The organism is Enterobacter sp. HK-058-C-ECC (genome assembly GCF_047531125.1).
Lineage (GTDB): Bacteria > Pseudomonadota > Gammaproteobacteria > Enterobacterales > Enterobacteriaceae > Enterobacter > Enterobacter quasiroggenkampii.
In genome coordinates this window covers 266,619-288,810 of sequence record NZ_JBLKCH010000006.1, presented here as the reverse complement: position 1 = coordinate 288,810, position 22,192 = coordinate 266,619, and the positions used below count along the sequence as shown (strand labels likewise).

The 22,192-nt window shown below is 56.5% G+C and carries 19 protein-coding genes; 11 read left to right on the top strand and 8 right to left on the bottom strand.

Going from position 1 to position 22,192, the window contains the following annotated elements:
* Positions 1-39: 39 nt before the first annotated feature.
* The 3 genes from fhuA to hrpB form a co-directional block, all read right to left on the bottom strand.
* Positions 40-2,250, bottom strand: a complete 2,211-nt coding sequence (fhuA, locus tag ACMWJS_RS14450; protein WP_063620823.1) for a ferrichrome porin FhuA — start codon at positions 2,248-2,250, stop codon at positions 40-42.
* 234 nt (positions 2,251-2,484) lie between these two features.
* A complete protein-coding gene (gene mrcB / locus ACMWJS_RS14445; RefSeq protein WP_045907821.1) occupies positions 2,485-5,010 on the bottom strand; it encodes a bifunctional glycosyl transferase/transpeptidase in 2,526 nt (841 codons plus the stop codon).
* 142 nt (positions 5,011-5,152) lie between these two features.
* Positions 5,153-7,582: an ATP-dependent helicase HrpB gene (gene hrpB, locus ACMWJS_RS14440; protein WP_414747230.1), complete on the bottom strand. Its 2,430-nt coding sequence runs from the start codon at positions 7,580-7,582 to the stop codon at positions 5,153-5,155.
* 73 nt (positions 7,583-7,655) lie between these two features.
* On the opposite strand from hrpB, the gene thpR reads away from it, so the two are divergent.
* From thpR to panD, 9 genes are all read left to right on the top strand, one after another.
* Positions 7,656-8,210 carry an RNA 2',3'-cyclic phosphodiesterase gene (gene thpR / locus ACMWJS_RS14435; RefSeq protein ID WP_414747229.1) on the top strand — a complete coding sequence of 185 codons (555 nt, stop codon included), beginning with the start codon at positions 7,656-7,658 and terminating at the stop codon, positions 8,208-8,210.
* The gene (gene sfsA / locus ACMWJS_RS14430) at positions 8,200-8,904 is read left to right on the top strand and encodes a DNA/RNA nuclease SfsA (RefSeq protein ID WP_039265695.1); all 705 of its coding nucleotides are present in this window, start codon (positions 8,200-8,202) and stop codon (positions 8,902-8,904) included. The genes thpR and sfsA overlap by 11 nt, the downstream gene beginning before the upstream one ends.
* Before the next feature lie 176 nt (positions 8,905-9,080).
* The gene (gene dksA, locus ACMWJS_RS14425; RefSeq protein ID WP_001155232.1) at positions 9,081-9,536 is read left to right on the top strand and encodes an RNA polymerase-binding protein DksA; all 456 of its coding nucleotides are present in this window, start codon (positions 9,081-9,083) and stop codon (positions 9,534-9,536) included.
* Between the two features lie 59 nt (positions 9,537-9,595).
* Positions 9,596-10,486: a tRNA glutamyl-Q(34) synthetase GluQRS gene (gluQRS, locus tag ACMWJS_RS14420; RefSeq protein WP_069720178.1), complete on the top strand. Its 891-nt coding sequence runs from the start codon at positions 9,596-9,598 to the stop codon at positions 10,484-10,486.
* A 42-nt stretch (positions 10,487-10,528) separates the two neighbouring features.
* On the top strand, positions 10,529-11,926 hold the full coding sequence (gene pcnB, locus ACMWJS_RS14415) for a polynucleotide adenylyltransferase PcnB (protein WP_080347332.1): 1,398 nt from the start codon (positions 10,529-10,531) through the stop codon (positions 11,924-11,926).
* Positions 11,923-12,402, top strand: a complete 480-nt coding sequence (folK, locus tag ACMWJS_RS14410) for a 2-amino-4-hydroxy-6-hydroxymethyldihydropteridine diphosphokinase (protein WP_048028475.1) — start codon at positions 11,923-11,925, stop codon at positions 12,400-12,402. Before pcnB ends, folK begins: the two co-directional genes overlap by 4 nt.
* A gap of 123 nt (positions 12,403-12,525) precedes the next feature.
* Positions 12,526-13,317 carry a 3-methyl-2-oxobutanoate hydroxymethyltransferase gene (gene panB / locus ACMWJS_RS14405; protein WP_262778504.1) on the top strand — a complete coding sequence of 264 codons (792 nt, stop codon included), beginning with the start codon at positions 12,526-12,528 and terminating at the stop codon, positions 13,315-13,317.
* An 11-nt stretch (positions 13,318-13,328) separates the two neighbouring features.
* Entirely contained in the window at positions 13,329-14,180 is an 852-nt protein-coding gene (panC, locus tag ACMWJS_RS14400; RefSeq protein ID WP_008501942.1) for a pantoate--beta-alanine ligase, read from the top strand.
* Positions 14,181-14,214: 34 nt separating this feature from the next.
* Positions 14,215-14,595, top strand: a complete 381-nt coding sequence (gene panD, locus ACMWJS_RS14395) for an aspartate 1-decarboxylase (protein WP_061708033.1) — start codon at positions 14,215-14,217, stop codon at positions 14,593-14,595.
* A 3-nt stretch (positions 14,596-14,598) separates the two neighbouring features.
* On the opposite strand, the gene ACMWJS_RS14390 is transcribed toward panD, so the two are convergent.
* The 4 genes from ACMWJS_RS14390 to ACMWJS_RS14375 form a co-directional block, all read right to left on the bottom strand.
* On the bottom strand, positions 14,599-15,846 hold the full coding sequence (locus ACMWJS_RS14390; protein ID WP_048225666.1) for a polysaccharide deacetylase family protein: 1,248 nt from the start codon (positions 15,844-15,846) through the stop codon (positions 14,599-14,601).
* Between the two features lie 64 nt (positions 15,847-15,910).
* Positions 15,911-16,351 (bottom strand): PTS sugar transporter subunit IIA, encoded by a 441-nt coding sequence (locus ACMWJS_RS14385; RefSeq protein ID WP_045907814.1) that lies wholly within the window; start codon positions 16,349-16,351, stop codon positions 15,911-15,913.
* A 104-nt stretch (positions 16,352-16,455) separates the two neighbouring features.
* Complete coding sequence (locus tag ACMWJS_RS14380) at positions 16,456-17,226, bottom strand: ABC transporter permease (protein WP_032675960.1); 771 nt, start codon at positions 17,224-17,226, stop codon at positions 16,456-16,458.
* Positions 17,223-18,149 carry an ABC transporter ATP-binding protein gene (locus tag ACMWJS_RS14375; RefSeq protein WP_008501946.1) on the bottom strand — a complete coding sequence of 309 codons (927 nt, stop codon included), beginning with the start codon at positions 18,147-18,149 and terminating at the stop codon, positions 17,223-17,225. The genes ACMWJS_RS14380 and ACMWJS_RS14375 overlap by 4 nt, the downstream gene beginning before the upstream one ends.
* Positions 18,150-18,256: 107 nt before the next feature.
* On the opposite strand from ACMWJS_RS14375, the gene can reads away from it, so the two are divergent.
* The gene (gene can, locus ACMWJS_RS14370) at positions 18,257-18,919 is read left to right on the top strand and encodes a carbonate dehydratase (RefSeq protein WP_008501947.1); all 663 of its coding nucleotides are present in this window, start codon (positions 18,257-18,259) and stop codon (positions 18,917-18,919) included.
* A gap of 87 nt (positions 18,920-19,006) precedes the next feature.
* On the opposite strand, the gene hpt is transcribed toward can, so the two are convergent.
* Positions 19,007-19,543, bottom strand: coding sequence for a hypoxanthine phosphoribosyltransferase (gene hpt / locus ACMWJS_RS14365; RefSeq protein ID WP_008501948.1), 537 nt, complete (start codon positions 19,541-19,543; stop codon positions 19,007-19,009).
* A gap of 208 nt (positions 19,544-19,751) precedes the next feature.
* Here hpt and ACMWJS_RS14360 point away from each other — a divergent pair, with 208 nt between their 5' ends.
* Positions 19,752-22,142: a glucose/quinate/shikimate family membrane-bound PQQ-dependent dehydrogenase gene (locus ACMWJS_RS14360; protein ID WP_048225662.1), complete on the top strand. Its 2,391-nt coding sequence runs from the start codon at positions 19,752-19,754 to the stop codon at positions 22,140-22,142.
* The last annotated feature ends 50 nt before the right edge of the window (positions 22,143-22,192 follow it).

The window sequence follows — 22,192 nt, the reverse complement described above, 5'->3', positions numbered from 1 at the left end:
TAAATAAAAAGGGCACGGCGAACCGTGCCCAAAGAGAGATTAGAAGCGGAAGGTCGCGGTGGCAACAACCTGACGTCCTGCGCCCCAGTAGCATGCATATTCGCTGTAGCAGCTGGAGACGTATTCACGATCGAAGATGTTGTTCACGTTGACGCCGACGGATGAGCCCGGCAGTCCAAAGCGTGCCAGGTCGTATTTCACGGTCGCGTCAGCCAGTGCGTAGCCCGCGACGTTGAACGACTGGTAGGCTTTTGGCGACGAGGCAGAGTAGTAGGACACGGTGTTACCGATGTAACGGGTGCCTGCCCCTACCGTCAGACCGCTCAACGCCGTCTCGTGGAAGGTGTAATCTGCCCACAGAGACGCCATGTTACGCGGCACTTCCGCCGGACGACGGCCTTCATACCAGGTATCGTGCGTGTATTCCGCATCAGTAAAGCTATAGGAAGCCGTCACGTTCACGTTGGCAGATACTGCCGCTTTCGCTTCCAGTTCGAAACCGCGAGAGCGAATTTCACCGCCCTGTACGCTAAAGCCGCTGGTCGGGTTCGCCGGATCGGCCGTCAGGTTGTTGTTTTTGGTCAGCTGATACACCGCAGCGGTGACCACAACAGGCAGATCTTTCGGTACATACTTCACGCCCGCTTCATACTGCTTGCCGCGAGCCGGATCGAACGGTTTGCCGCCCTGGGTTGCGCCGGAAATAGGCTCGAAGGATTCGCTATAGCTGAAGTACGGCGTAATACCGTTATCAAACAGGTAGTTGATCCCGCCACGCCAGGTGAATGCCCGATCGTTGATTTCAGCCGTCGTGTCGGAAGAACGCGTCAGTGTGGACGTTTTGGCAAAATCATAGCGTCCACCCAGGGTCAGTACCCACTTATCCCACTCAGCCTGATCCTGCGCGTACAGGCCCGTTTGCTCCTGACGATTGAGCACGGCATACGGGAAGTTCACGTTGATATTGGCATTGTTGTGCTGCGGATTCGTCATGCTGATAGGGTCAGCGCTGCCGTAATCTGCATCAATATCGTTACGCATGCGCAGGTAATCGACGCCCGTTAACAGAGTATGATCCACTGCACCCGTCGCAAATTTGGACTGCAGTTGGGTATCGACCGTGAACGAGTTGAGGTCCTCATCAGAGCGCACGTACGCGCGGCTGATCTGAGCCGGTGCAATATAGCCGTTACCGTAAACGGAACGGTAAAGCGTATTGATTTTGGTGTAGCGCAGGTTTTGACGCACGGTAAAGGTGTCATCAAACTGATGCGAGAAGCTGTAACCCACCATTTTCTGGCGACGGGAGATCTTATTGTCTTCGTCACCTTCGTTGAAATCGGTCGGCAGCTTGTGCGCGTTGCCGTTGGCGTCGTAGTAAGGCACAACGGTACCTTCCCGCGGCAGCCAGCCGTAATAGCCTGCATCCGGATCGCTCTGGAAGTTGCTCAGGAAAGTAAAATCGGTTTTATCGTCAGGACGCCAGCTGAAAGCAGGTGCAATAGCGTAGCGGGAAGATTTCACCATCTCCTGCTGCGCATTTTCGCTGCGCCCCAGACCGGTCAGACGGTATGACCACACGCCGTCATCATCAATCGCATCGCTGAAATCAAACCCGGTCTGCCACAGGTTATCGGTACCCATTTTGAACTGAATTTCTTTCAGTGGCTCGGTGGTTGGCCGCTTGCTGACCATGCTGACCACGCCACCCGGGTGGCTTTTACCGTACAGAACGGACGTAGGGCCGCGCAGCAGCTCGACGCGCTCAAGGAAATACGGATCCATGGACGCTTCAGAATAGTTATCTCCCTGCAGCTTCATCCCGTCCAGATACTGGTTGGTATTCACAGTACTGGAGGTGGTGAACCCACGGATAGAAACAACATCATACGTTGTTGACGCACCGCGCGTTGCGAACACGCTCGGCGTATAGGCCAGCGCCTGTTTAACCGTCCCCGGCTGCTTCATGTCCATCTCTTCGCGGGTGACGACAGAAATAGACTGCGGGGTTTTCTCAATCGGGGTATCGGTCTTGGTCGCCGTGGCGGTGCGTTTGGCCGCTATCGTGGGGGCCGGTCCCCAGGCACTTTCCTGTGCCGCAGGTGCTGCGGTTACCGTGATGGTTTCTTCTTTTTTCGGGGTTTCTGCCGCATGAGCATACGCGGACACGCCGGCAACCGCTGTGGCGACGACGACCGCGAGTTTACGCAGCGACGTGTTCATTGGCTGAGCAGTATTGGAAAGCGCCATGATGTTTCTCTGATGGAAAAGTGAATGATAACGTAAACGAGAATTATTATTATGAGCGCCAGAATAATATGCGAAACGCGGGTTGCATAGCAAGCAGTAAGCGGCCCTACGAGAATTAAGGGTTTAAGAAATAGACAAGAGAAAACGAAGGGTTAATCAGAGTTAAAGTGAGGGTTAACGAAATGAGGTTTACGGGTAAAAAAAGCCCCCTTCCGGGGAAGAGGGCTTTAAAAGTTAGTTACCGCCAAACATGTCCTTAATCCAGCCGGCTACGCCATCGCTGTCTTTCTTCTCATTCTGCTGCTGCGGCTGTTGCTGCTGCGGCTGCTGTGGCTGAGAAGACTGATCGAACGGGTTGCCGGTCGGCTGTTCAGGCTGGCTCTGCTGGCACAGGGAATCCGGGTTGGTTGTCCAGACCGGCAGAGTACGCATTCCGCCGCCGCAGACGAAGTTACCGGAGCTGTCCACGCCCATATCGACGATATCTTCCGGCGCGACAAGGTTCAGCGGCACTGGTGACTGATTCGCCAGATAGCGCTGGTAAATCGACATCGCCCCGCTCGCCCCGTACAGCTTGGTCGGCTGGTTGTTGTCGCGTCCTACCCAGGTAATGACCACTTCACGGCCATCGATACCGGCAAACCAGGTATCAACGTTGTTGTTGGTGGTCCCGGTCTTACCTGCCAGATGCAGGCCCGGATACTTCGCACCCAGTTGACGACCCGTACCACGCTGCACCACCTGCTGCATCGTCCACAGCGTCATGTAGGCCGCCTGAGCAGGAACGGCACGCTCCGCCTGCGGGAAGCTCTGATACAGCACAGAGCCATCCTCGGCAATCACCGAACGCAGGGCGGACAGCGGCGCGCGGTTACCGCCGCTGGCGATGGTCTGGAACGCCTGCGCCACTTCGATCGGCGTCAGGTTAAGCGCCCCGAGGATCATCGCCGGCACCGGGTGCAGCTGATCTTTCGCCACGCCCAGCTTCTGCCAGGTATCGACAATGGCCGGCAGGCCCAGCGACATGCCCAGGTTTACCGTCGGCACGTTCATGGAGCGCGTCAACGCATCCACCAGCATCACCTGACCACTGAACTGCTTATCGTCGTTCTGCGGTGACCACACCTGGCCGTTAGGCTGGCGCAGGGAGATAGGCGCATCCGCAATCCAGGTATTCAGACGATACTGGTTTGGCTGACTCAGGGCAGTCAGATAGGTCGCCGGTTTTGCCAGAGAACCGATCGAGCGACGCGCCTGCATGGCACGGTTGTAGCCTGCAAACTGCGGCTCGGCACCGCCCACCATCGCACGAACTTCGCCGGAGTTGCGGTCAACCACCACCATCGCGGTTTCAAGATCGGAGAGCTTACGCTGTTTCTTCAGCGCCGGAATACCTTCCACCGCCGCTTTTTCTGCCGCATCCTGCGCCACGGAGTCAAAGGTGGTGAAGATCTTCACGCCGGAGAGATCTTTGACCTTATCGCCAAGCTTGCTTTGCAGTTCCTGACGCACCAGCTGCATAAACGCAGGCTGAGGCGAGATCACCCCACCGCGCGGCTGAACGCCAAGCGGACGTGCGCTCAGCATGTCGTACAGCTCCTGGTCAATCACCTGCTGTTGTTGCAGCAGACGCAGCACCAGGTTACGACGCTCCAGCGCCAGTTTCGGGTTACGCCACGGGTTATAAATGGACGCCCCTTTCACCATGCCCACCAGCAGCGCCTGCTGATCCAGGCTCAGCTCTTCCACCGGACGACCAAAGTAGTACAGGCTCGCCAGCGGGAAGCCGCGGATTTCGTTATCGCCGCTCTGACCGAGGTACACCTCGTTCATATACAGCTCAAGGATACGATCCTTGCTGTAGCGCGCGTCCATCAGCACGGCCATGTAGGCTTCGTTCGCTTTACGCCAGTAAGAGCGTTCGCTGGAGAGGAAGAGGTTTTTCACCAGCTGCTGAGTCAGCGTACTCGCTCCCTGCACGGTACGACCGGCAGTCAGGTTCGCCAGCACCGCACGACCAATCGAGTAGAGGCTGATGCCGTCGTGCTCGTAGAAGTGACGGTCTTCGGTCGCCAGCAGCGTATCGACCAGCAGATCCGGGAAGCCGTTACGCGCCACGAACAGACGCTGCTCGCCGTTTGCCGACGAGAGCATGGTGATCAGACGCGGATCGAGACGGAAGAAACCGAACTGGCGGTTGTTATCCATGTTCTCGATGGTATCCAGACGATCCCCGTCAAAGGTCAGACGCGCGCGCACCTGACCCTCTTTGCTGTCCGGGAAATCAAACGGACGACGGATCATCTCAATGCTGTTCGCCTGCACGGTAAATTCGCCAGGGCGCGTCATTTTTGACACCTGACGATACTGGGTGGCTTCCAGCAGTTTTACCATTTCGTTTTTCGTGATGGACATATCTGGCTCAAGGTTCACCATGCGGCCATACACTGCCGCAGGTAACTGCCAGACTTTACCGTCGATACGGCTGCGGATCTTCTGATCCAGATACACGCCGTAAATTGCCATCAGCACAACAAAAACAATAAAGAGCTTCAGCAGCAGCCAGAACCAGCCGCGTTTGCCCCGAGGCTTGCGCCCTTTGCCTTTCCCTTTACGCGGCATCGGTTCTTCATCCTCATCATCGTCTTCATAGTCATCGTCATAGTCCTCATCTCTGAGGCGACGACGGCTTACTTTTTCTTTCGCCGGACGCGTTGGTTTTCCCTTACGTCCTATTGGCTCGCGGTCATTCCCCGCCATGCTTTTTCTCCGCAACTTTCAGGCGCAAAGGCCAGATTTTCTTTTCTTTCACAGGCCTGTGAAAGAAGAAATCTCTCAAAATTAGTTCTCCCTCTCCTTGTGGGAGAGGGCCGGGGTGAGGGCATCAGGCCGCACATCCCTTTCAGGAATATTTCTTCGTCCGCTTCGTTGGCGCCGTATTCGCCGGATCGTCCGGCCAGACGTGTTTAGGGTACCGCCCCTTCATCTCTTTCTGCACGTCACGGTAGCTCCCCGCCCAGAACGCCCCTAAATCTCGGGTGATCTGCAAGGGGCGATGCGCAGGCGACAGCAGCTCAAGCACGAGCGGCACGCGCCCTTCAGCGATAGACGGCGTGGTTGCTTCACCAAACATCTCCTGCATCCGAACCGCCAGCGCCGGGGGATTATCCTCATGATAACGGATGGCAATCCGGCTTCCGGTCGGCACAGTGTAATGCCCTGGCAGTTCACTATCCAGACGTTGACGCAATGACCAGTCCAGTAAATTCTGTAACGCAGTCTTAACATCAAGCGCCTTAAGGGCGCGCAGAGAGTGCACGCCGCTCATCTGCGGCAGTAGCCAGCGTTCAAGCGTAGCCAGCAGCGTCTCGTCATCCACCGCTGGCCAGCCATGCTCCGGTAGCCACTTTGCGGCGCAGTGCAGGCGAATGCGATACTGTTCCGCCTCCGGCGTCCAGTTCAGCACGCTCAGCCCTTTTTCCCGAATGCCGTTCAGCATAGCCTGATGAAGCTCGTCTTCCGACGGCTTCGCCAGCGGCTTCGTCCCGAGCGTCAGTTTCCCAATCTGGCTACGACGAAACGCCTTCAGCGTGCCCTGGGCGTCATCCCACTCGACGATGTCCGATTGCTTAAGCAACTGCGGACAGCTACGGGTCAGGGCGTCAATATCGACGGCAATCGCCTGCAGGATACGCGCATCGGGGGAGTTGCTCCCCTGCAGCAGGAGCGGCGCAATCAGCCACTCATGACGCGTCAGGGCGTCATCGCTGTCCAGCATCGCCCCCATGCCGTTTGCCAGCTGATAGCGACCGTCCAGCCCGCGCCGACGCGCAATCCTGTCCGGAAACGCCTGCGCTAACAGCCGGGAAATCCTCTCGCTGTCTGGCACGCCGCCGCGGCTGTTAAGCCGTTTGCATAGTTGCTGCGCCCGCTGCTGCCAGTTCCCCTGATTGCGTGAAAACGCCTGCCCCAGATCGCTGCTGCCACCGCGCGGCGGCTCCTCAAGGATAGCCGCCAGTTTAGCCGCCGTGGCAATTTCATCATCCCCTTGCGCGGCCACCAGCATCGCGGCCAGACGCGGATCGTTGCCCAGCGCCGCCATTTTCTGGCCGCGTACCGTCAGACGTTCGCCCTCCAGTGCGCCAAGCTCAGTTAACAGACTGCGCGCAGCAGCGAGGTTAACGACAGGGGGAGAATCAAGCCAGGTAAGCTGTCCAGGATCCGGACAGCCCCACTGCAGCAGATCCATCACCAGGCCCGACAAATCACTTTGTAAAATTTCCGGCGTGCTTTGCTGCGCCGCGCGTTCTGCCTGTTCCGCGCTGGTCAAATGCAGGCAGATCCCCGGCTCAAGACGCCCCGCACGGCCCGCGCGCTGCACCATTGACGCCTGGCTGATGCGCTGCGTCAGGAGTTTAGTCAGCCCGGTACGCGGGTCAAAGCTTGCCACCCTCTCCTGCGCGCAATCCACCACCAGGCGAATACCTTCGATGGTCAAACTGGTTTCAGCGATGTTGGTTGCCAGCACCACCTTGCGCTGCCCCACCGGGGCATGAAGGATAGCTTTACGCTGATCCTGTAGCGACAGCGCGCCGTAGAGCGGGCACAGCAGTACATCACCGCCTACGCGAGAGGAAAGCTGCTCCTGCACGCGCTGGATCTCACCGACACCCGGCAAAAACAGCAGCAGGGAACCGGGCTCCTGGCGCAGCAGTTCAGCGGTGGCAACGGCGACCGCCTCGTCAAAACGCAGGTGGGAGGGAAGCGGTTGATAGCGGCGTTCAACAGGAAACGCCCGCCCTTCAGAGCTGATGACCGGCGCATCAGGTAGCGCCTGCCGTAGCCGCACATTGTCCAGCGTCGCCGACATTATCAGCAGCCGGAGATCGTCACGCAGTCCCTGCTGAACGTCCAGCAACAGCGCAAGGGCCAGATCCGCCTGCAGGCTGCGCTCGTGGAATTCATCCAGGATCACCAGCCCGATGCAGGTCAACTCCGGATCGTTTTGCAGCATGCGGGTGAGAATCCCCTCTGTGACCACCTCAAGGCGCGTGGTCGGGCCCACGCAGGTCTCGGCGCGCATCCTGTAACCTACCGTTTCGCCCGGTTTTTCATTCAGCAGTTCCGCCAGGCGCTGCGCCACGTTGCGCGCGGCCAGCCTGCGCGGCTCCAGCAGGATAATTTTCCCGCTGATGTTCCCGTCTTTCAGAATTTGCAGCGGCAGCCAGGTGGACTTACCCGCCCCCGTCGGGGCATTCAGCAAAACCTGCGGGGCATGGCGTAAGGCAGCGAGAAGGTCAGGAAGAACGACGGCGACCGGCAATGAGGACACTAACAGCTCCAGAGGGTTAACATTAGTCGGCGTACATTGTAGCATCGGCGCATATCATTACCGAGTCCTCCGTATGCCTGAGTCGAAACGGCTGTTTTTTGCCATTGAATTGCCCACAACACTACAGCGTCAAATTGTTCGCTGGCGCGCCGATCGCTTCCCGCCGGAAGCCGGTCGCTCGGTCGCGGCGGCTAACCTGCACCTGACGCTGGCCTTTTTGGGCGACGTCAGTGCCGAAAAACAGCGGGCGTTAGCCGCAATGGCCGGGCGTATTGTCCAGCCGGAATTTACGCTGCACCTCGACGACGCGGGTCAGTGGCTGCGTTCACGCGTGGTCTGGCTGGGGACGCGTCAGCCTCCGCGCGGATTATTACAGCTGGCGAACATGCTGCGCGCGCAGGCGGCGCGCAGCGGCTGTTATCAAAGCCCACAGCCGTTTCATCCGCACATCACCCTGCTGCGCGATGCCGGTCAGGCCGTTGCGATCCCGCCGCCGGGTTTTCACTGGGCTTTTCCGGTCAACACATTCGCGCTTTATGAATCCGTCTTTGCCCAGGGACGCACCCGCTATACGCCGCTACAGCGCTGGACGCTGGGCAACACCGAAAGGAACTCTGATGAAGTTTAGTCCTCCCCTGCAGCACGCTACGCTTATCCAACGCTACAAACGCTTCCTCGCCGATGTGATCACGCCTGAAGGCGAACCGCTCACCCTGCACTGCCCCAATACCGGTGCCATGACGGGATGCGCGACGCCGGGTGACAGGGTCTGGTATTCCACATCAGAAAATACTAAACGCAAATATGCCCATACCTGGGAAATGACCGAAACCCAGAACGGGGCATTTATTTGCGTTAATACCCTGCGCGCCAATCAACTGGTTAAGGAAGCGCTGACCCATGGCGTAATTCCCGAACTGGTCGGTTATGGCACGCATAAAAGCGAAGTGAAATATGGCGATGAAGGCAGCAGAATTGACTTCATGTTACAGGCGGAAGACAGGCCGGAGTGCTATATTGAAGTGAAATCAGTGACGTTAGCGGAACAGGAAAATGGCTACTTCCCGGATGCGGTAACGCTACGTGGCCAGAAGCATCTGCGAGAGCTAATGAGTGTTGCGGCGGCGGGCAAACGCGCCGTATTGCTGTTTGCAGTGTTGCATTCAGCCATTGAACGTTTCTCCCCTGCCCGCCATATTGATCCTAAATACGCGCAATTGTTGAATGAGGCACAAAAGCAGGGGGTAGAGGTTTTCGCTTATAAAGCGGAACTTTCTGCCGATAATATGACTCTGAGATCCTCTCTTCCCATTGTCTTATAAGGGATTAGACGATTGACGATTAAGTGTTCTGGCCGCGTGCGCAAATACGCTTTTCCTCACAGGCTTGTCAAGTGTTACGTTTAGATAATTGCCATACGGAAAAGCATCTGCTATTTATAGCGACCTGATTTTTCCCCCAACACGGGGATCGATAGTGCGTGTTAAGGAGAAGCAACATGCAAGAAGGGCAAAACCGTAAAACATCGTCCCTGAGTATTCTCGCCATCGCTGGGGTGGAGCCGTATCAAGAGAAACCGGGCGAAGAGTATATGAACGAAGCCCAGCTGTCGCACTTCAAGCGTATTCTTGAAGCATGGCGTAATCAACTCAGGGATGAAGTCGATCGCACCGTTACTCATATGCAGGATGAAGCTGCTAACTTCCCGGACCCGGTAGACCGTGCCGCTCAGGAAGAAGAGTTCAGCCTCGAACTGCGTAACCGTGACCGCGAACGCAAACTGATCAAAAAGATCGAGAAAACGCTGAAAAAAGTCGAAGACGAAGATTTTGGCTACTGCGAATCCTGCGGTGTTGAAATTGGCATTCGTCGCCTGGAAGCGCGTCCAACCGCCGATCTGTGCATCGACTGCAAAACGCTGGCCGAAATCCGCGAAAAACAGATGGCCGGTTAACACCAGCGCTGTTTACACACTCCAAAGGCGGGAGTCTCTCCCGCCTTGTTACTGTTGATATGTCTGAATCACACTATATTGGGCGCTTCGCGCCATCTCCTTCCGGTGAATTACACTTCGGCTCATTAATTGCCGCGCTCGGCAGCTACCTGCAGGCTCGCGCCCGACAGGGAAAATGGCTCGTCCGCATTGAAGATATTGACCCTCCGCGTGAAGTTCCCGGTGCAGCAGAGACCATTCTGCGTCAGCTGGAACATTACGGTCTTCACTGGGATGACGAGGTTCTCTGGCAGTCAAAGCGTCATGAGGCCTATCGGGAACGTCTGGCCTGGCTTCGCGCTCAGGGGCTTTCCTATAACTGCACCTGCACCCGCGCACGCATCCAGAGCGCAGGCGGCGTTTATGACGGCCACTGCCGCACGCTGAACAACGGTCCTGAAAATGCCGCCGTGCGCATCAGACAGCACTCCCCGGTGATGCACTTTAACGATTTACTCTCCGGTGAAATTCATGCCGATGAACGTCTGGCGCGTGAGGATTTTATTATTCACCGTCGCGATGGCCTGTTCGCCTACAACCTGGCCGTGGTGGTGGACGATCATTTTCAGGGCGTGACGGAAATAGTGCGCGGGGCTGATCTGGTCGAGCCGACCGTGCGACAAATCTCGCTCTATCATCAGTTTGGCTGGACGGCGCCGGATTACATTCATCTGCCGCTGGCGGTTAATGCGCAGGGCTTAAAATTGTCAAAGCAGAACCACGCCCCGGCCCTGCCAGACGGCGATCCGCGTCCTGTTTTGATCGACGCGCTGCGATTTCTCAACCAGAATGTAACCAACGAATGGCAGGATCTGCGTATTGACGAACTGCTTAAAATGGCCATTGCTAACTGGACGCTCGCGGCAGTGCCAAAAATCCAGCATTCTCAAATGCGTTGCGCTGAGCTATGATTAGCCGCTTTTTTCATAACAAAACACACTACGAGGTGTACCATTTTTACCCGAGTCGCTAATTTTTGCCGTAAAGTGCTAAGCCGCGAAGAGAGCATGGCGAACGATGCTATTGCACAGCCACACATGTCGGTTATTCCGCGTGAGCAGCACACTATTTCCCGCAAAGATATCAGTGAAAATGCCCTCAAGGTGCTCTATCGTCTGAATAAAGCGGGCTACGAGGCCTATCTCGTGGGCGGTGGAGTGCGTGATTTACTGCTGGGCAAAAAACCCAAAGATTTCGACGTGACGACCAGCGCCACGCCTGAGCAGGTGCGCAAATTATTCCGTAACTGCCGCCTCGTTGGCCGCCGTTTCCGTCTGGCTCACGTGATGTTTGGGCCGGAAATCATCGAAGTGGCGACCTTCCGCGGCCACCACGAAGCGGGCGCGTCCGATCGCACGACGTCGCAGCGCGGCCAGAACGGTATGCTGCTGCGCGATAATATCTTCGGTTCTATCGAAGAAGATGCCCAGCGTCGCGACTTCACCATCAACAGCCTTTATTACAGCGTCGCGGATTTCACCGTGCGCGATTACGTCGGCGGTATGCAGGACCTGAAAGAAGGTCTGATCCGCCTGATTGGCACGCCGGAAACGCGCTACCGTGAAGATCCCGTGCGTATGCTGCGCGCCGTGCGTTTCGCCGCCAAGCTGAATATGCGCATCAGCCCGGAAACGGCTGAGCCAATCCCGCGTCTGGCGACGCTGATTAACGACGTGCCGCCTGCTCGCCTGTTTGAAGAGGCGCTGAAGCTGCTGCAGGCCGGCCACGGTTTTGAAACCTACAAACTTCTGCGCGAATACAACCTGTTCCAGCCGCTGTTCCCGACCATTACCCGCTACTTTACCGAAAACGGTGACAGCCCAATGGAGCGGATGATTGCGCAGGTGCTGAAAAATACCGATACCCGCATTCGCAATGACATGCGCGTGAACCCGGCGTTCCTCTTTGCCGCGATGTTCTGGTATCCGCTGCTGGAAACGGCACAGCGTATTACCCAGGAGAGCGGGCTCGCCTATTACGATGCGTTCGCGCTGGCCGCCAACGACGTGCTGGACGAAGGCTGCCGCACGCTCGCCATTCCGAAACGGATTACCACCCTGGTGCGCGACATCTGGCAGCTTCAGCTGCGCATGTCCCGTCGTCAGGGCAAACGCGCCTGGAAGCTGATGGAGCATCCTAAATTCCGCGCGGCCTTCGATCTCCTGTCGCTGCGCGCGGAAATTGAACGCAACCAGGAGCTGCAGCGTCTGGCGCAGTGGTGGGCTGAATTCCAGGTCTCCGCCCCGCCAGAGCAGAAAGATATGCTGACCGGGCTGGATGAAGAGCCGGAACCGCGTCGCCGTCATCGTCGCCCGCGCAAACGCGCGCCGCGTCGTGAAGGAACAGCATGACCCTCGCGTATATCGCCATCGGCAGCAATTTAGCCTCTCCGCTGGAGCAGGTGAAGGCTGCCGTACAGGCGCTGGGCGACATCCCACAGAGTCGGATCGTGGCGGTCTCCTCGTTCTACCGCACACCGCCGCTGGGGCCGCAGGATCAGCCAGACTACCTCAACGCCGCCGTGGTCCTTGAGACTGAACTGGGTCCCGAAGCGCTGCTGGACAATACCCAGCGTATTGAGCTTCAGCAGGGCCGCGTGCGCAAAGCCGAACGCTGGGGCCCCCGCACGCTCGACCTCGACATTATGCTGTTTGGTCACGAGACGATTAACACTGAACGTCTCACCGTTCCGCATTACGACATGAAAAATCGCGGGTTTATGCTCTGGCCGCTGTTTGAAGTCGCCCCTTCCCTTACCTTCCCTGACGGGCTCTCGCTAAAGGCCGTTCTCAACAGTCTCGGTGCGGAAAAACCCGCTCGCTGGTAAAGCCGTTTTTTTATTGGTTAACCATAAAATATTTGTGGTTAATCGATTGCCTAAAATCATTGTTCCCTCGAATGTTACTGTTAGAATGCGCAAAGATTCGCTTTTGGGCTATCAGGAAACAGTATGAAACCAACCACCATCTCCTTACTGCAGAAATGCAAACAGGAAAAAAAACGCTTCGCCACCATCACCGCGTATGACTACAGCTTCGCCAAACTGTTTGCCGAAGAGGGGATCAACGTCATGCTGGTCGGGGATTCGTTAGGGATGACGGTACAAGGACATGATTCCACCCTGCCGGTGACGGTTGAGGACATCGCTTACCATACCCGCGCCGTGCGCCGTGGCGCTCCAGCCTGTCTGCTGCTTTCCGATCTGCCGTTTATGGCCTATGCCACGCCGGAACAGGCATTCGAAAACGCGGCGGCAGTGATGCGTGCCGGTGCCAATATGGTCAAAATTGAAGGCGGTGCCTGGCTTGTTGATACGGTGAAGATGCTCACCGAGCGCGCCGTGCCGGTGTGCGGGCATTTAGGCCTGACGCCGCAGTCCGTGAATATCTTCGGCGGCTACAAGGTGCAGGGCCGCGGCGAAGCCGCCCAGACGCTGCTGGATGATGCTCTGGCGCTGGAAGCCGCAGGTGCACAGCTGCTGGTGCTGGAGTGCGTGCCGGTTGAGCTGGCGAAACGCATCACCGACGCGCTGTCCATTCCGGTGATTGGTATTGGTGCAGGCAACGTGACCGACGGTCAGATCCTGGTGATGCACGACGCCTTCGGTATCACCGGCGGACACATCCCGAAATTTGCTAAAAATTTCCTCGCCGAAGCGGGCGACATGCGCGCTGCGGTCAGGCAGTATATTGCCGACGTTGAATCCGGTGTTTACCCGGGTGAAGAACACAGTTTCCATTAAGGAGTCTCGTTGTGCTAATCATTGAAACCCTGCCGCTGCTTCGCCAGCATATCCGCCGCGCGCGTCAGGAAGGTAAACGTATCGCACTGGTCCCGACCATGGGCAATCTGCATGACGGCCACATGAAGCTCGTCGACGAAGCCCGTGCGCGGGCAGATATCGTGGTGGTCAGTATCTTCGTGAACCCCATGCAGTTTGACCGCGCAGACGATCTGGCGCGCTACCCGCGCACCCTGCAGGAGGATTGCGAGAAGCTCAAAAAACGCCACGCGGATATCGTCTTCTCACCTGCACCGGCGGATGTTTACCCGCAGGGTACCGAAGAGGCAACCTACGTTGACGTCCCGGGCATTTCCACCATGCTCGAAGGTGCGAGCCGCCCGGGCCATTTCCGCGGCGTTTCCACCATCGTCAGCAAGCTGTTCAACCTGGTACAGCCGGACGTTGCCTGCTTTGGCGAGAAAGATTTCCAGCAGCTGGCGCTGATCCGCAAGATGGTTGCGGATATGGGTTACGATATCGAGATTGTCGGCGTACCGATCGTACGCGCAAAAGACGGTCTGGCACTCAGCTCGCGTAATGGCTACCTGACCGCCGAACAGCGTAAAATCGCGCCGGGTCTCAGCAAGGTCATGAACACCATGGCTGAGCAGATGCTGGCAAAAGAGTTAACAGCAGAAGAAATTATCGCCCTTGCCGAGCAGGCGCTTAACGATAAGGGGCTTCGTGCTGACGACGTACAAATTCGTGATGCTGATACGCTGCTGGAATTAACCCAGAACAGCAAGCGCGCAGTCATCCTGGTGGCGGCCTGGCTAGGTCAGGCGCGTCTGATCGACAATAAAGTGGTTGAGCTGGCGTAGTTCCTTTCACCCCTGATAATTATAGGTAAACGTAATGATTCGCAAAATGCTGCAAGGTAAGCTTCACCGTGTGAAAGTCACGCAGGCCGACCTGCACTATGAAGGCTCCTGCGCCATTGACCAGGATTTCCTTGATGCAGCAGGTATCCTCGAAAACGAAGCGATTGATATCTGGAACGTGAACAACGGTAAACGCTTCTCTACCTACGCGATTGCCGCCGAGCGCGGTTCTAAAATCATCTCCGTTAACGGCGCTGCGGCGCACTGCGCGAACGTGGGTGATATCGTGATCATCGCCAGCTTCGTGATGATGTCTGACGAAGAAGCGCGTCGCTGGCAGCCTAAAGTCGCCTACTTCGAAGGCGACAATGAAATGAAGCGCACCGCAAAGGCGATTCCGGTTCAGGTTGCCTGATGTTTATCCCTGCGGCTGATTGCTGATCAGCCGCGACATCGTCTCCAGCGAATCCGTTCTTAAGATATACAGGCGCTTCAGCAAGAATGGATTATCCCCCGGCTTGACCTTCCCTCGTACCGTCGTCACCGCCAGATGGAACCCGGCGTCATTCGCAGCTTTAATCGCCTTATCGTCATAACCGCCGAACGGATACGAGAGGTAAAGCACGTGCGGGTTAAACTGCGCCAGGTCCCGGCGCGAGCGCTTAAAATCAAACAAAATATTGTGATAGCTGCGGCTCAGTAAAATGGGCTGATGGTTGTCGTCGACGCGGTGCAGGAAGTGCGTGTGGGACTGATAGTCGAACACGTCATGCATCTGCTCCAGCTCCGACACGCTCATAAACTGCAGGAATTTTGGCGCCCATTTTTGCGGGTGGCGCTTGATGCGCGACGAGATAATGAACGCCGTCGCCTTAAAGCCATACGCTTTGAGGATCGGGTAAGCATAGCGGTTAACGGACTTCAGGCCATCGTCGAAGGTAATCACCACCGATTTCGCCGGCAGGTTCATCTTGTTGCGCACATACCCTTCCAGCTGATACAGGGTCAGGGTGGTATAGCCCTGATCGCGCAGCCAGGTCATCTGGTTGTTGAACGCACGCACGCTGGTGGTCGTGGAGGTATGGCGAAAACGGGTGTTCTCTTCGTCGCGCAAAATATGGTGGTAGGTAATGACCGGAATGCCGTTATCTTCCTGCGCGTCCAGGCTGCTGATCCAGGCCAGGCGGTTGCCGATGCGGATCTGGAACCAGGTCTGATTGAGGCGATCTTTGAGCTTGTTCAGGATCGGATAGCGAAGATTGGCGCTTAAGGTGCCGAAGGGTGCGCTACCGTTGTTCGGGGCGTTATAAACGGGCGTGTCTTTCCACGTTATCAGGTTTTGATTGCTCAGCGGTTTATTCAAATCCCCCAGGCCATCCTCGACGCGCTGTTTGCCCTGCACCGGCTCCAGGTGCCCCTTGTCGATAAAGCCCGTGCCAAATCCGAAGCGAAATTCATAGTAGTCCGCCGCCGCAGGCACCACCGCGAGGATCTGCCCTGCCCGCACGTTGCCAACGTTAATGACGCTGTTGCCGACCTGCGCCCAAATCGCCGCATCTTCGGTGGTTTGCATATATTGAGCAGGCAGTCTTTGCTGACTTAATAAACTGGCAGAAGAAGTGCCGGAGACGAACATCAATAGCAGGAAAACAATACGCGTGAACATGAGGGTCTTATTCGAAGCGGAAATACTTATGCCATTGTAGCAAAAGCGACATCAATACCAATGTTTAATTCTTATACAAGTCATGAAGCAGGACAAAGGGGGGATTTTTTTGCTGCTGATGCCACAAGCTGCTGACGCCCGGTGTACCCTGCGCGACGATAGCGTTACGGAACGCCGCGCTGGTTAATGTTTCGCGCTGGGGATACATCATTTCAAGCAATGGAAGGCTAATACCGGAGATCACCTCACAGCCGTCGTGCTTATGGCTCATCAGGGCCGCAGCACGGTACGGCGCCGCGCCGGATTTATCAGTAAGAAAAATGACGCCCTCTCCGGTGTCGGTTTCATGCAGGGCATCGCACATCATCCGGCCAAGCATGTTGGTGCTCAAGCCGCGCCAGTAGTTGACGGCGCGACACTGTGGCAGTGGACCAAACCTGGCTTCCAGCTTCAGCAGCATGTCCTGCGCCCGTTCATCGTGGCAGGTGATAACCCATCCCAGCATAACTCTCTCCTTAGCAGGCAAGTAGTTTAGCGGAGTGAAGGTTAGCTTACGGTGATAACTGTCAAAGAAAATGCCCGGCAAACAGAATGTCGCCGGGCTGAGGGCTAGCTGCGCAGACCGCGTCCGCGCTGGATCAGGTACCAGCACAGCAGGTAGAAGACGATGATGAACACCGCCAGCACCGCCACCGTGGTAAACAGCGGCACATCGGTGATGCCGAGGAAGCCGAAGCGGAAGCCGCTGATCATGTAGACGATCGGGTTCAGGTGCGACAGCGCCTGCCAGAACGGCGGCAGCAGCGTCAGGGAGTAGAACACCCCGCCAAGATAGGTCAGCGGCGTCAGCACGAAGGTCGGGATCAGGCTGATATCGTCAAACGTTTTGGCAAACACGGCGTTCAGCAAACCGGCCAGCGAGAAGAGGATTGCCGTCAGGAGCAGCGTCAGCGCGACGAACAGCCAGGAGTGCACCTGGAACGGGACAAAGAACAGCGAAATCGCCGTGACCAGGATCCCGACGCACAGCCCGCGCGCCACGCCGCCGCCGACGTAACCGGCAATAATGACGTGCGTCGGTACCGGCGCGACCAGCAGCTCTTCAATATTGCGCTGGAACTTGGCGCTAAAGAACGATGACGCCACGTTGGCATAGGCGTTGGTGATCACCGCCATCATAATCAGGCCCGGCACGATAAACTGCATATAGGTAAAGCCGTGCATCTCGCCAATCCGGGAACCAATCAGGTTACCGAAGATGATGAAATAGAGCGTCATCGTGATGACCGGCGGCACCAGGGTTTGCACCCAGATGCGCATAAAGCGGTTAATCTCTTTCGCCCAGATGCTTTTCAGCGCGACCCAGTAAAGATGCGTCATGCCTTGTCTCCTTGTTTATCCTGCACCAGAGAGACAAACAGCTCTTCCAGTCGGTTCGCTTTGTTACGCATACTTAAGACCTGAATACCCTGCGCGCTCAGCTGTGAAAACACGCTGTTGATGCCCTGCTCGCGCAGCACTTCCACTTCCAGCGTCGAGGTATCGACGAGGCGGTATTGATAACCTTCGAGCTTCGGCAGCGGGCTCTTTGCCGCCAGATCGAGAATAAAGGTTTCTGATTTCAGCTTGGAGAGCAAGTTCTTCATCGAGGTGTTTTCCACCAGCTCGCCGTGCTGAATGATGCCGATGTTGCGGCACAGCATTTCTGCCTCTTCCAGATAGTGGGTGGTCAGAATAATGGTGGTGCCTTTGTCGTTGAGGTCTTTCAGGAAGCCCCACATGGAGCGGCGCAGTTCAATATCGACACCCGCCGTCGGCTCATCAAGAATCAGCAGTTTTGGCTCGTGCATCAGCGCGCGGGCAATCATCAGGCGGCGCTTCATCCCGCCGGATAACATCCGGGCGCGTTCGTTACGCTTTTCCCACAGATCGAGCTGCTTGAGGTATTTTTCGCTCCGCTCCAGGGCCTCTTTACGCTCAACGCCGTAATAACCCGCCTGGTTAACGACGATCTGCTGCACCGTCTCAAACGGATTGAAGTTGAACTCCTGCGGCACCAGCCCCAGCTGACGCTTGGCGTTCACCACATCTTTTTGCAGGTCATAACCAAAGACGCTTACCCGGCCGGACGTTTTATTGACCAGCGAACTGATAATCCCAATGGTGGTCGATTTCCCCGCGCCGTTCGGCCCCAGAAGCGCGTAAAAATCACCGGCCTCTACTTTTAGATCTATTCCGCGCAGCGCCTGAACGCCGCCCGGATAGGTTTTTTTAAGCTGCTCAAGCTCCAGTGCAATTGCCATGAAATTAACTTACCTTCAGTTCTGACACACGTTGTGTGGTTTCATTAAAAGTCGGGTTACCCTATAGTAGCGCAACGCAATTACTCGGTTACAGGTCGCTAACCTCCATGAACAACATAGATACACTCATCAGCAACAATGCACTATGGTCAAAAATGCTGGTGGAGGAAGACCCCGGATTTTTTGGAAAACTCGCGCAGGCGCAAAACCCACGCTTTCTCTGGATTGGATGCTCCGACAGCCGCGTACCGGCGGAGCGCCTGACCGGCCTTGAGCCCGGCGAACTGTTTGTTCACCGCAACGTTGCCAACCTGGTGATTCACACCGATCTCAACTGTCTTTCTGTTGTTCAGTATGCCGTTGACGTTCTGCAAGTCGAGCACATCATCATTTGCGGCCACTACGGCTGCGGCGGCGTGCAGGCGGCGGTTGAAAACACGGAGCTGGGGCTCATTGATAACTGGCTGCTCCACATCCGCGATATCTGGTTCAAACATAGCTCACTGCTGGGCGAAATGCCGCAGGAGCGTCGCATGGATACCCTGTGTGAACTCAACGTGATGGAGCAGGTGTATAACCTGGGCCACTCAACGATCATGCAATCAGCATGGAAACGCGGGCAGAAGGTCTCGATCCACGGCTGGGCGTACGGTATTCACGACGGTCTGCTGCGCAACCTGGAAGTGACCGCCACCAACCGGGAAACGCTGGAGCAGCGTTACCGTTCGGGAATTGCCAACCTTCAGCTTAAGCACGTAAACCATAAATAAAGCCGGGTAGCGGCTGCGCCTTACCCGGCCTACATGTGCCCATTCGTAGGCCCGGTAAGCGCAGCGCCACCGGGCAACAAACCGCAATTACTCGTCCAGCAATACCACTTTCCCAACATACGGCAGATGGCGATAACGCTGTGCGTAGTCAATGCCGTAACCGACGACGAATTCGTCAGGAATAGAGAAACCGACAAACTCTACCGGCACCTGCACTTCACGGCGATCAGGTTTATCCAGCAGGGTGCAAATCGCCAGCGATTTTGGCTCACGCAGGCTCAGGATCTCGCGCACTTTTGACAGCGTGTTGCCGGAGTCGATGATGTCCTCAACGATCAACACATCTTTACCACGAATATCTTCATCCAGATCTTTCAGGATTTTCACATCACGGGTGGTGGACATGCCGCTGCCGTAGCTGGAGGCGGTCATAAAATCGACCTCATGGGGCACATGCACTTCACGGCACAGGTCGGCCATGAACATGAAAGAGCCGCGCAACAGACCGACCAGCACCATTTCGCTGCCGCTGTCCTTGTAATGTTCGGTGATTTGACGACCCAGTTCGGCGATACGCGCTTTGATCTCGGCTTCCGGGATCATCACTTCAACAGTATGTTTCATATTACTAACCAAATGATTTTAATGAAAATCTCTCAATACGGATGAGTTAATATCCAGCACTGATACGCAAGCCAGCCATTATATCAGCAAATGGATAACCCTGGCGTATGAGTTATAAAAAGCAAATATTGTGATTCCGATCACACTTGTTAATACCTATAATTAGTTGCTAGCAAATTATTAACAAAAACTGACGAGTACACTTTCTATGGCTGAAACAAACTCTAAACAGCCGCGTCTACTGGTGACATTAACAGCGCTATTCGCCGCCTTCTGCGGCCTGTACCTGTTAATCGGTGGCGTCTGGCTGGTCGCGATCGGCGGCTCCTGGTACTACCCGATTGCGGGCCTGGTTATGCTTGGCGTAACCGTCCTGCTCTGGCGTAGAAAACAATCTGCACTGTGGCTGTATGCCGCACTCCTTCTTGCCACCATGATCTGGGGCGTCTGGGAAGTCGGCTTTGACTTCTGGGCGCTGACGCCGCGCAGTGACATCCTGGTCTTCTTCGGTATCTGGCTGATCCTGCCGTTCGTCTGGCGTCGCCTGATCGTGCCGTCCAGCGGTGCCGTTGCGGCGCTGGTGGTGGCGCTGCTGATCAGCGGCGGTATCCTCACCTGGGCTGGCTTTAACGACCCGCAGGAGATCAACGGTACGCTGAACGCAGAATCCACGCCTGCGGCAGCGATCTCACAGGTCGCTGACGGCGACTGGCCTGCCTATGGTCGTAACCAGGAAGGCCAGCGTTACTCTCCGCTGAAGCAGATCAACGCGGACAACGTTAAGAACCTGAAAGAAGCCTGGGTATTCCGTACCGGCGACCTGAAGATGCCGAACGATCCGGGTGAACTGACCAACGAAGTGACGCCAATTAAAGTCGGCGATATGCTTTATCTGTGTACGGCGCACCAGCGTCTGTTCGCGCTCGACGCGGCCACCGGTAAAGAGAAATGGCACTTCGATCCGCAGCTGAACTCCAACCCGTCCTTCCAGCACGTGACCTGCCGTGGCGTCTCTTATCACGAAGCGCGCGCCGATAACGCGAGCCCGGAAGTGGTTGCCGACTGTCCGCGCCGCATTATGCTGCCGGTCAACGATGGTCGTCTGTTCGCCATCAATGCCGAAACGGGCAAGCTGTGTGAAACCTTTGCCAACAAAGGTATCCTGAATCTGCAGACCAATATGCCGGACACCACGCCGGGTCTGTACGAGCCAACCTCGCCGCCAATCATCACTGATAAAACCATCGTGATTGCCGGTTCGGTAACGGATAACTTCTCCACCCGTGAAACCTCCGGCGTTATCCGTGGTTTCGACGTGAATACCGGTAAACTGCTGTGGGCCTTCGACCCGGGCGCGAAAGATCCGAATGCGATCCCGTCGGACGAGCACACCTTTACCTTTAACTCGCCAAACTCCTGGGCACCTGCAGCGTATGACGCGAAGCTGGACCTGGTCTACCTGCCAATGGGTGTTACTACGCCAGATATCTGGGGCGGTAACCGCACGCCGGAGCAGGAACGTTATGCCAGCGCTATCGTGGCATTGAACGCGACCACCGGTAAGCTGGCCTGGAGCTATCAGACCGTACACCACGATCTGTGGGATATGGATATGCCGTCCCAGCCGACGCTGGCGGACATTACCGTTAACGGCAAAACCGTACCGGTGATTTACGCTCCGGCGAAAACCGGCAACATCTTCGTACTGGATCGCAGCAACGGCAAGCTGGTTGTGCCGGCACCGGAAAAACCGGTTCCGCAGGGTGCGGCGAAAGGTGATTACGTCAGCAAAACCCAGCCGTTCTCCGATCTGAGCTTCCGTCCGAAGAAAGACCTCAGCGGGGCAGACATGTGGGGTGCCACAATGTTTGACCAGCTGGTGTGCCGCGTGATGTTCCATCAGCTGCGCTATGAAGGCATCTTCACGCCGCCTTCTGAGCAGGGCACGCTGGTCTTCCCGGGTAACCTGGGGATGTTCGAGTGGGGCGGGATCTCCGTTGACCCTAACCGTCAGGTCGCTATTGCTAACCCGATGGCGCTGCCGTTCGTTTCCCGTCTGATCCCACGCGGTCCGGGCAACCCAATGGAGCAGCCGAAAGACGCGAAAGGCAGCGGTACCGAAGCCGGTATTCAGCCGCAGTATGGCGTACCGTTCGGCGTAACGCTGAACCCGTTCCTGTCGCCGTTTGGTCTGCCGTGTAAACAGCCTGCCTGGGGTTACATCTCCGGTCTGGATCTGAAAACTAACCAGATCGTGTGGAAAAAACGTATTGGTACCCCGCAGGACAGCATGCCGTTCCCGATGCCGGTTCCTGTGCCGTTTAATATGGGTATGCCAATGCTGGGTGGCCCAATCTCCACCGCCGGTAACGTGCTGTTCATCGCGGCAACCGCAGATAACTACCTGCGCGCGTACAACATGACCAACGGTGAGAAACTGTGGCAAGGCCGTCTGCCTGCGGGTGGACAAGCCACGCCGATGACCTATGAAGTGAATGGCAAGCAGTACGTTGTCATCTCTGCGGGCGGTCACGGTTCGTTTGGCACGAAGATGGGCGACTATATTGTCGCGTATGCACTGCCTGACGAAAACAAGTAACTGAAAAGCCCGGTGGCGCTTACGCTTACCGGGCCTTCGAGTACGCTATG

What these genes read in the sequence shown, in the direction of transcription:
- fhuA (WP_063620823.1), bottom strand. Translation starts at nt 2,250, where the DNA reads ATGGCGCTTTCCAATACTGCTCAGCCAATGAACACGTCGCTGCGTAAA.
- mrcB (WP_045907821.1), bottom strand. Translation starts at nt 5,010, where the DNA reads ATGGCGGGGAATGACCGCGAGCCAATAGGACGTAAGGGAAAACCAACG.
- thpR (WP_414747229.1), top strand. Translation starts at nt 7,656, where the DNA reads ATGCCTGAGTCGAAACGGCTGTTTTTTGCCATTGAATTGCCCACAACA.
- sfsA (WP_039265695.1), top strand. Translation starts at nt 8,200, where the DNA reads ATGAAGTTTAGTCCTCCCCTGCAGCACGCTACGCTTATCCAACGCTAC.
- dksA (WP_001155232.1), top strand. Translation starts at nt 9,081, where the DNA reads ATGCAAGAAGGGCAAAACCGTAAAACATCGTCCCTGAGTATTCTCGCC.
- gluQRS (WP_069720178.1), top strand. Translation starts at nt 9,596, where the DNA reads ATGTCTGAATCACACTATATTGGGCGCTTCGCGCCATCTCCTTCCGGT.
- folK (WP_048028475.1), top strand. Translation starts at nt 11,923, where the DNA reads ATGACCCTCGCGTATATCGCCATCGGCAGCAATTTAGCCTCTCCGCTG.
- panB (WP_262778504.1), top strand. Translation starts at nt 12,526, where the DNA reads ATGAAACCAACCACCATCTCCTTACTGCAGAAATGCAAACAGGAAAAA.
- panD (WP_061708033.1), top strand. Translation starts at nt 14,215, where the DNA reads ATGATTCGCAAAATGCTGCAAGGTAAGCTTCACCGTGTGAAAGTCACG.
- ACMWJS_RS14390 (WP_048225666.1), bottom strand. Translation starts at nt 15,846, where the DNA reads ATGTTCACGCGTATTGTTTTCCTGCTATTGATGTTCGTCTCCGGCACT.
- ACMWJS_RS14385 (WP_045907814.1), bottom strand. Translation starts at nt 16,351, where the DNA reads ATGCTGGGATGGGTTATCACCTGCCACGATGAACGGGCGCAGGACATG.
- ACMWJS_RS14380 (WP_032675960.1), bottom strand. Translation starts at nt 17,226, where the DNA reads ATGACGCATCTTTACTGGGTCGCGCTGAAAAGCATCTGGGCGAAAGAG.
- ACMWJS_RS14375 (WP_008501946.1), bottom strand. Translation starts at nt 18,149, where the DNA reads ATGGCAATTGCACTGGAGCTTGAGCAGCTTAAAAAAACCTATCCGGGC.
- can (WP_008501947.1), top strand. Translation starts at nt 18,257, where the DNA reads ATGAACAACATAGATACACTCATCAGCAACAATGCACTATGGTCAAAA.
- hpt (WP_008501948.1), bottom strand. Translation starts at nt 19,543, where the DNA reads ATGAAACATACTGTTGAAGTGATGATCCCGGAAGCCGAGATCAAAGCG.
- ACMWJS_RS14360 (WP_048225662.1), top strand. Translation starts at nt 19,752, where the DNA reads ATGGCTGAAACAAACTCTAAACAGCCGCGTCTACTGGTGACATTAACA.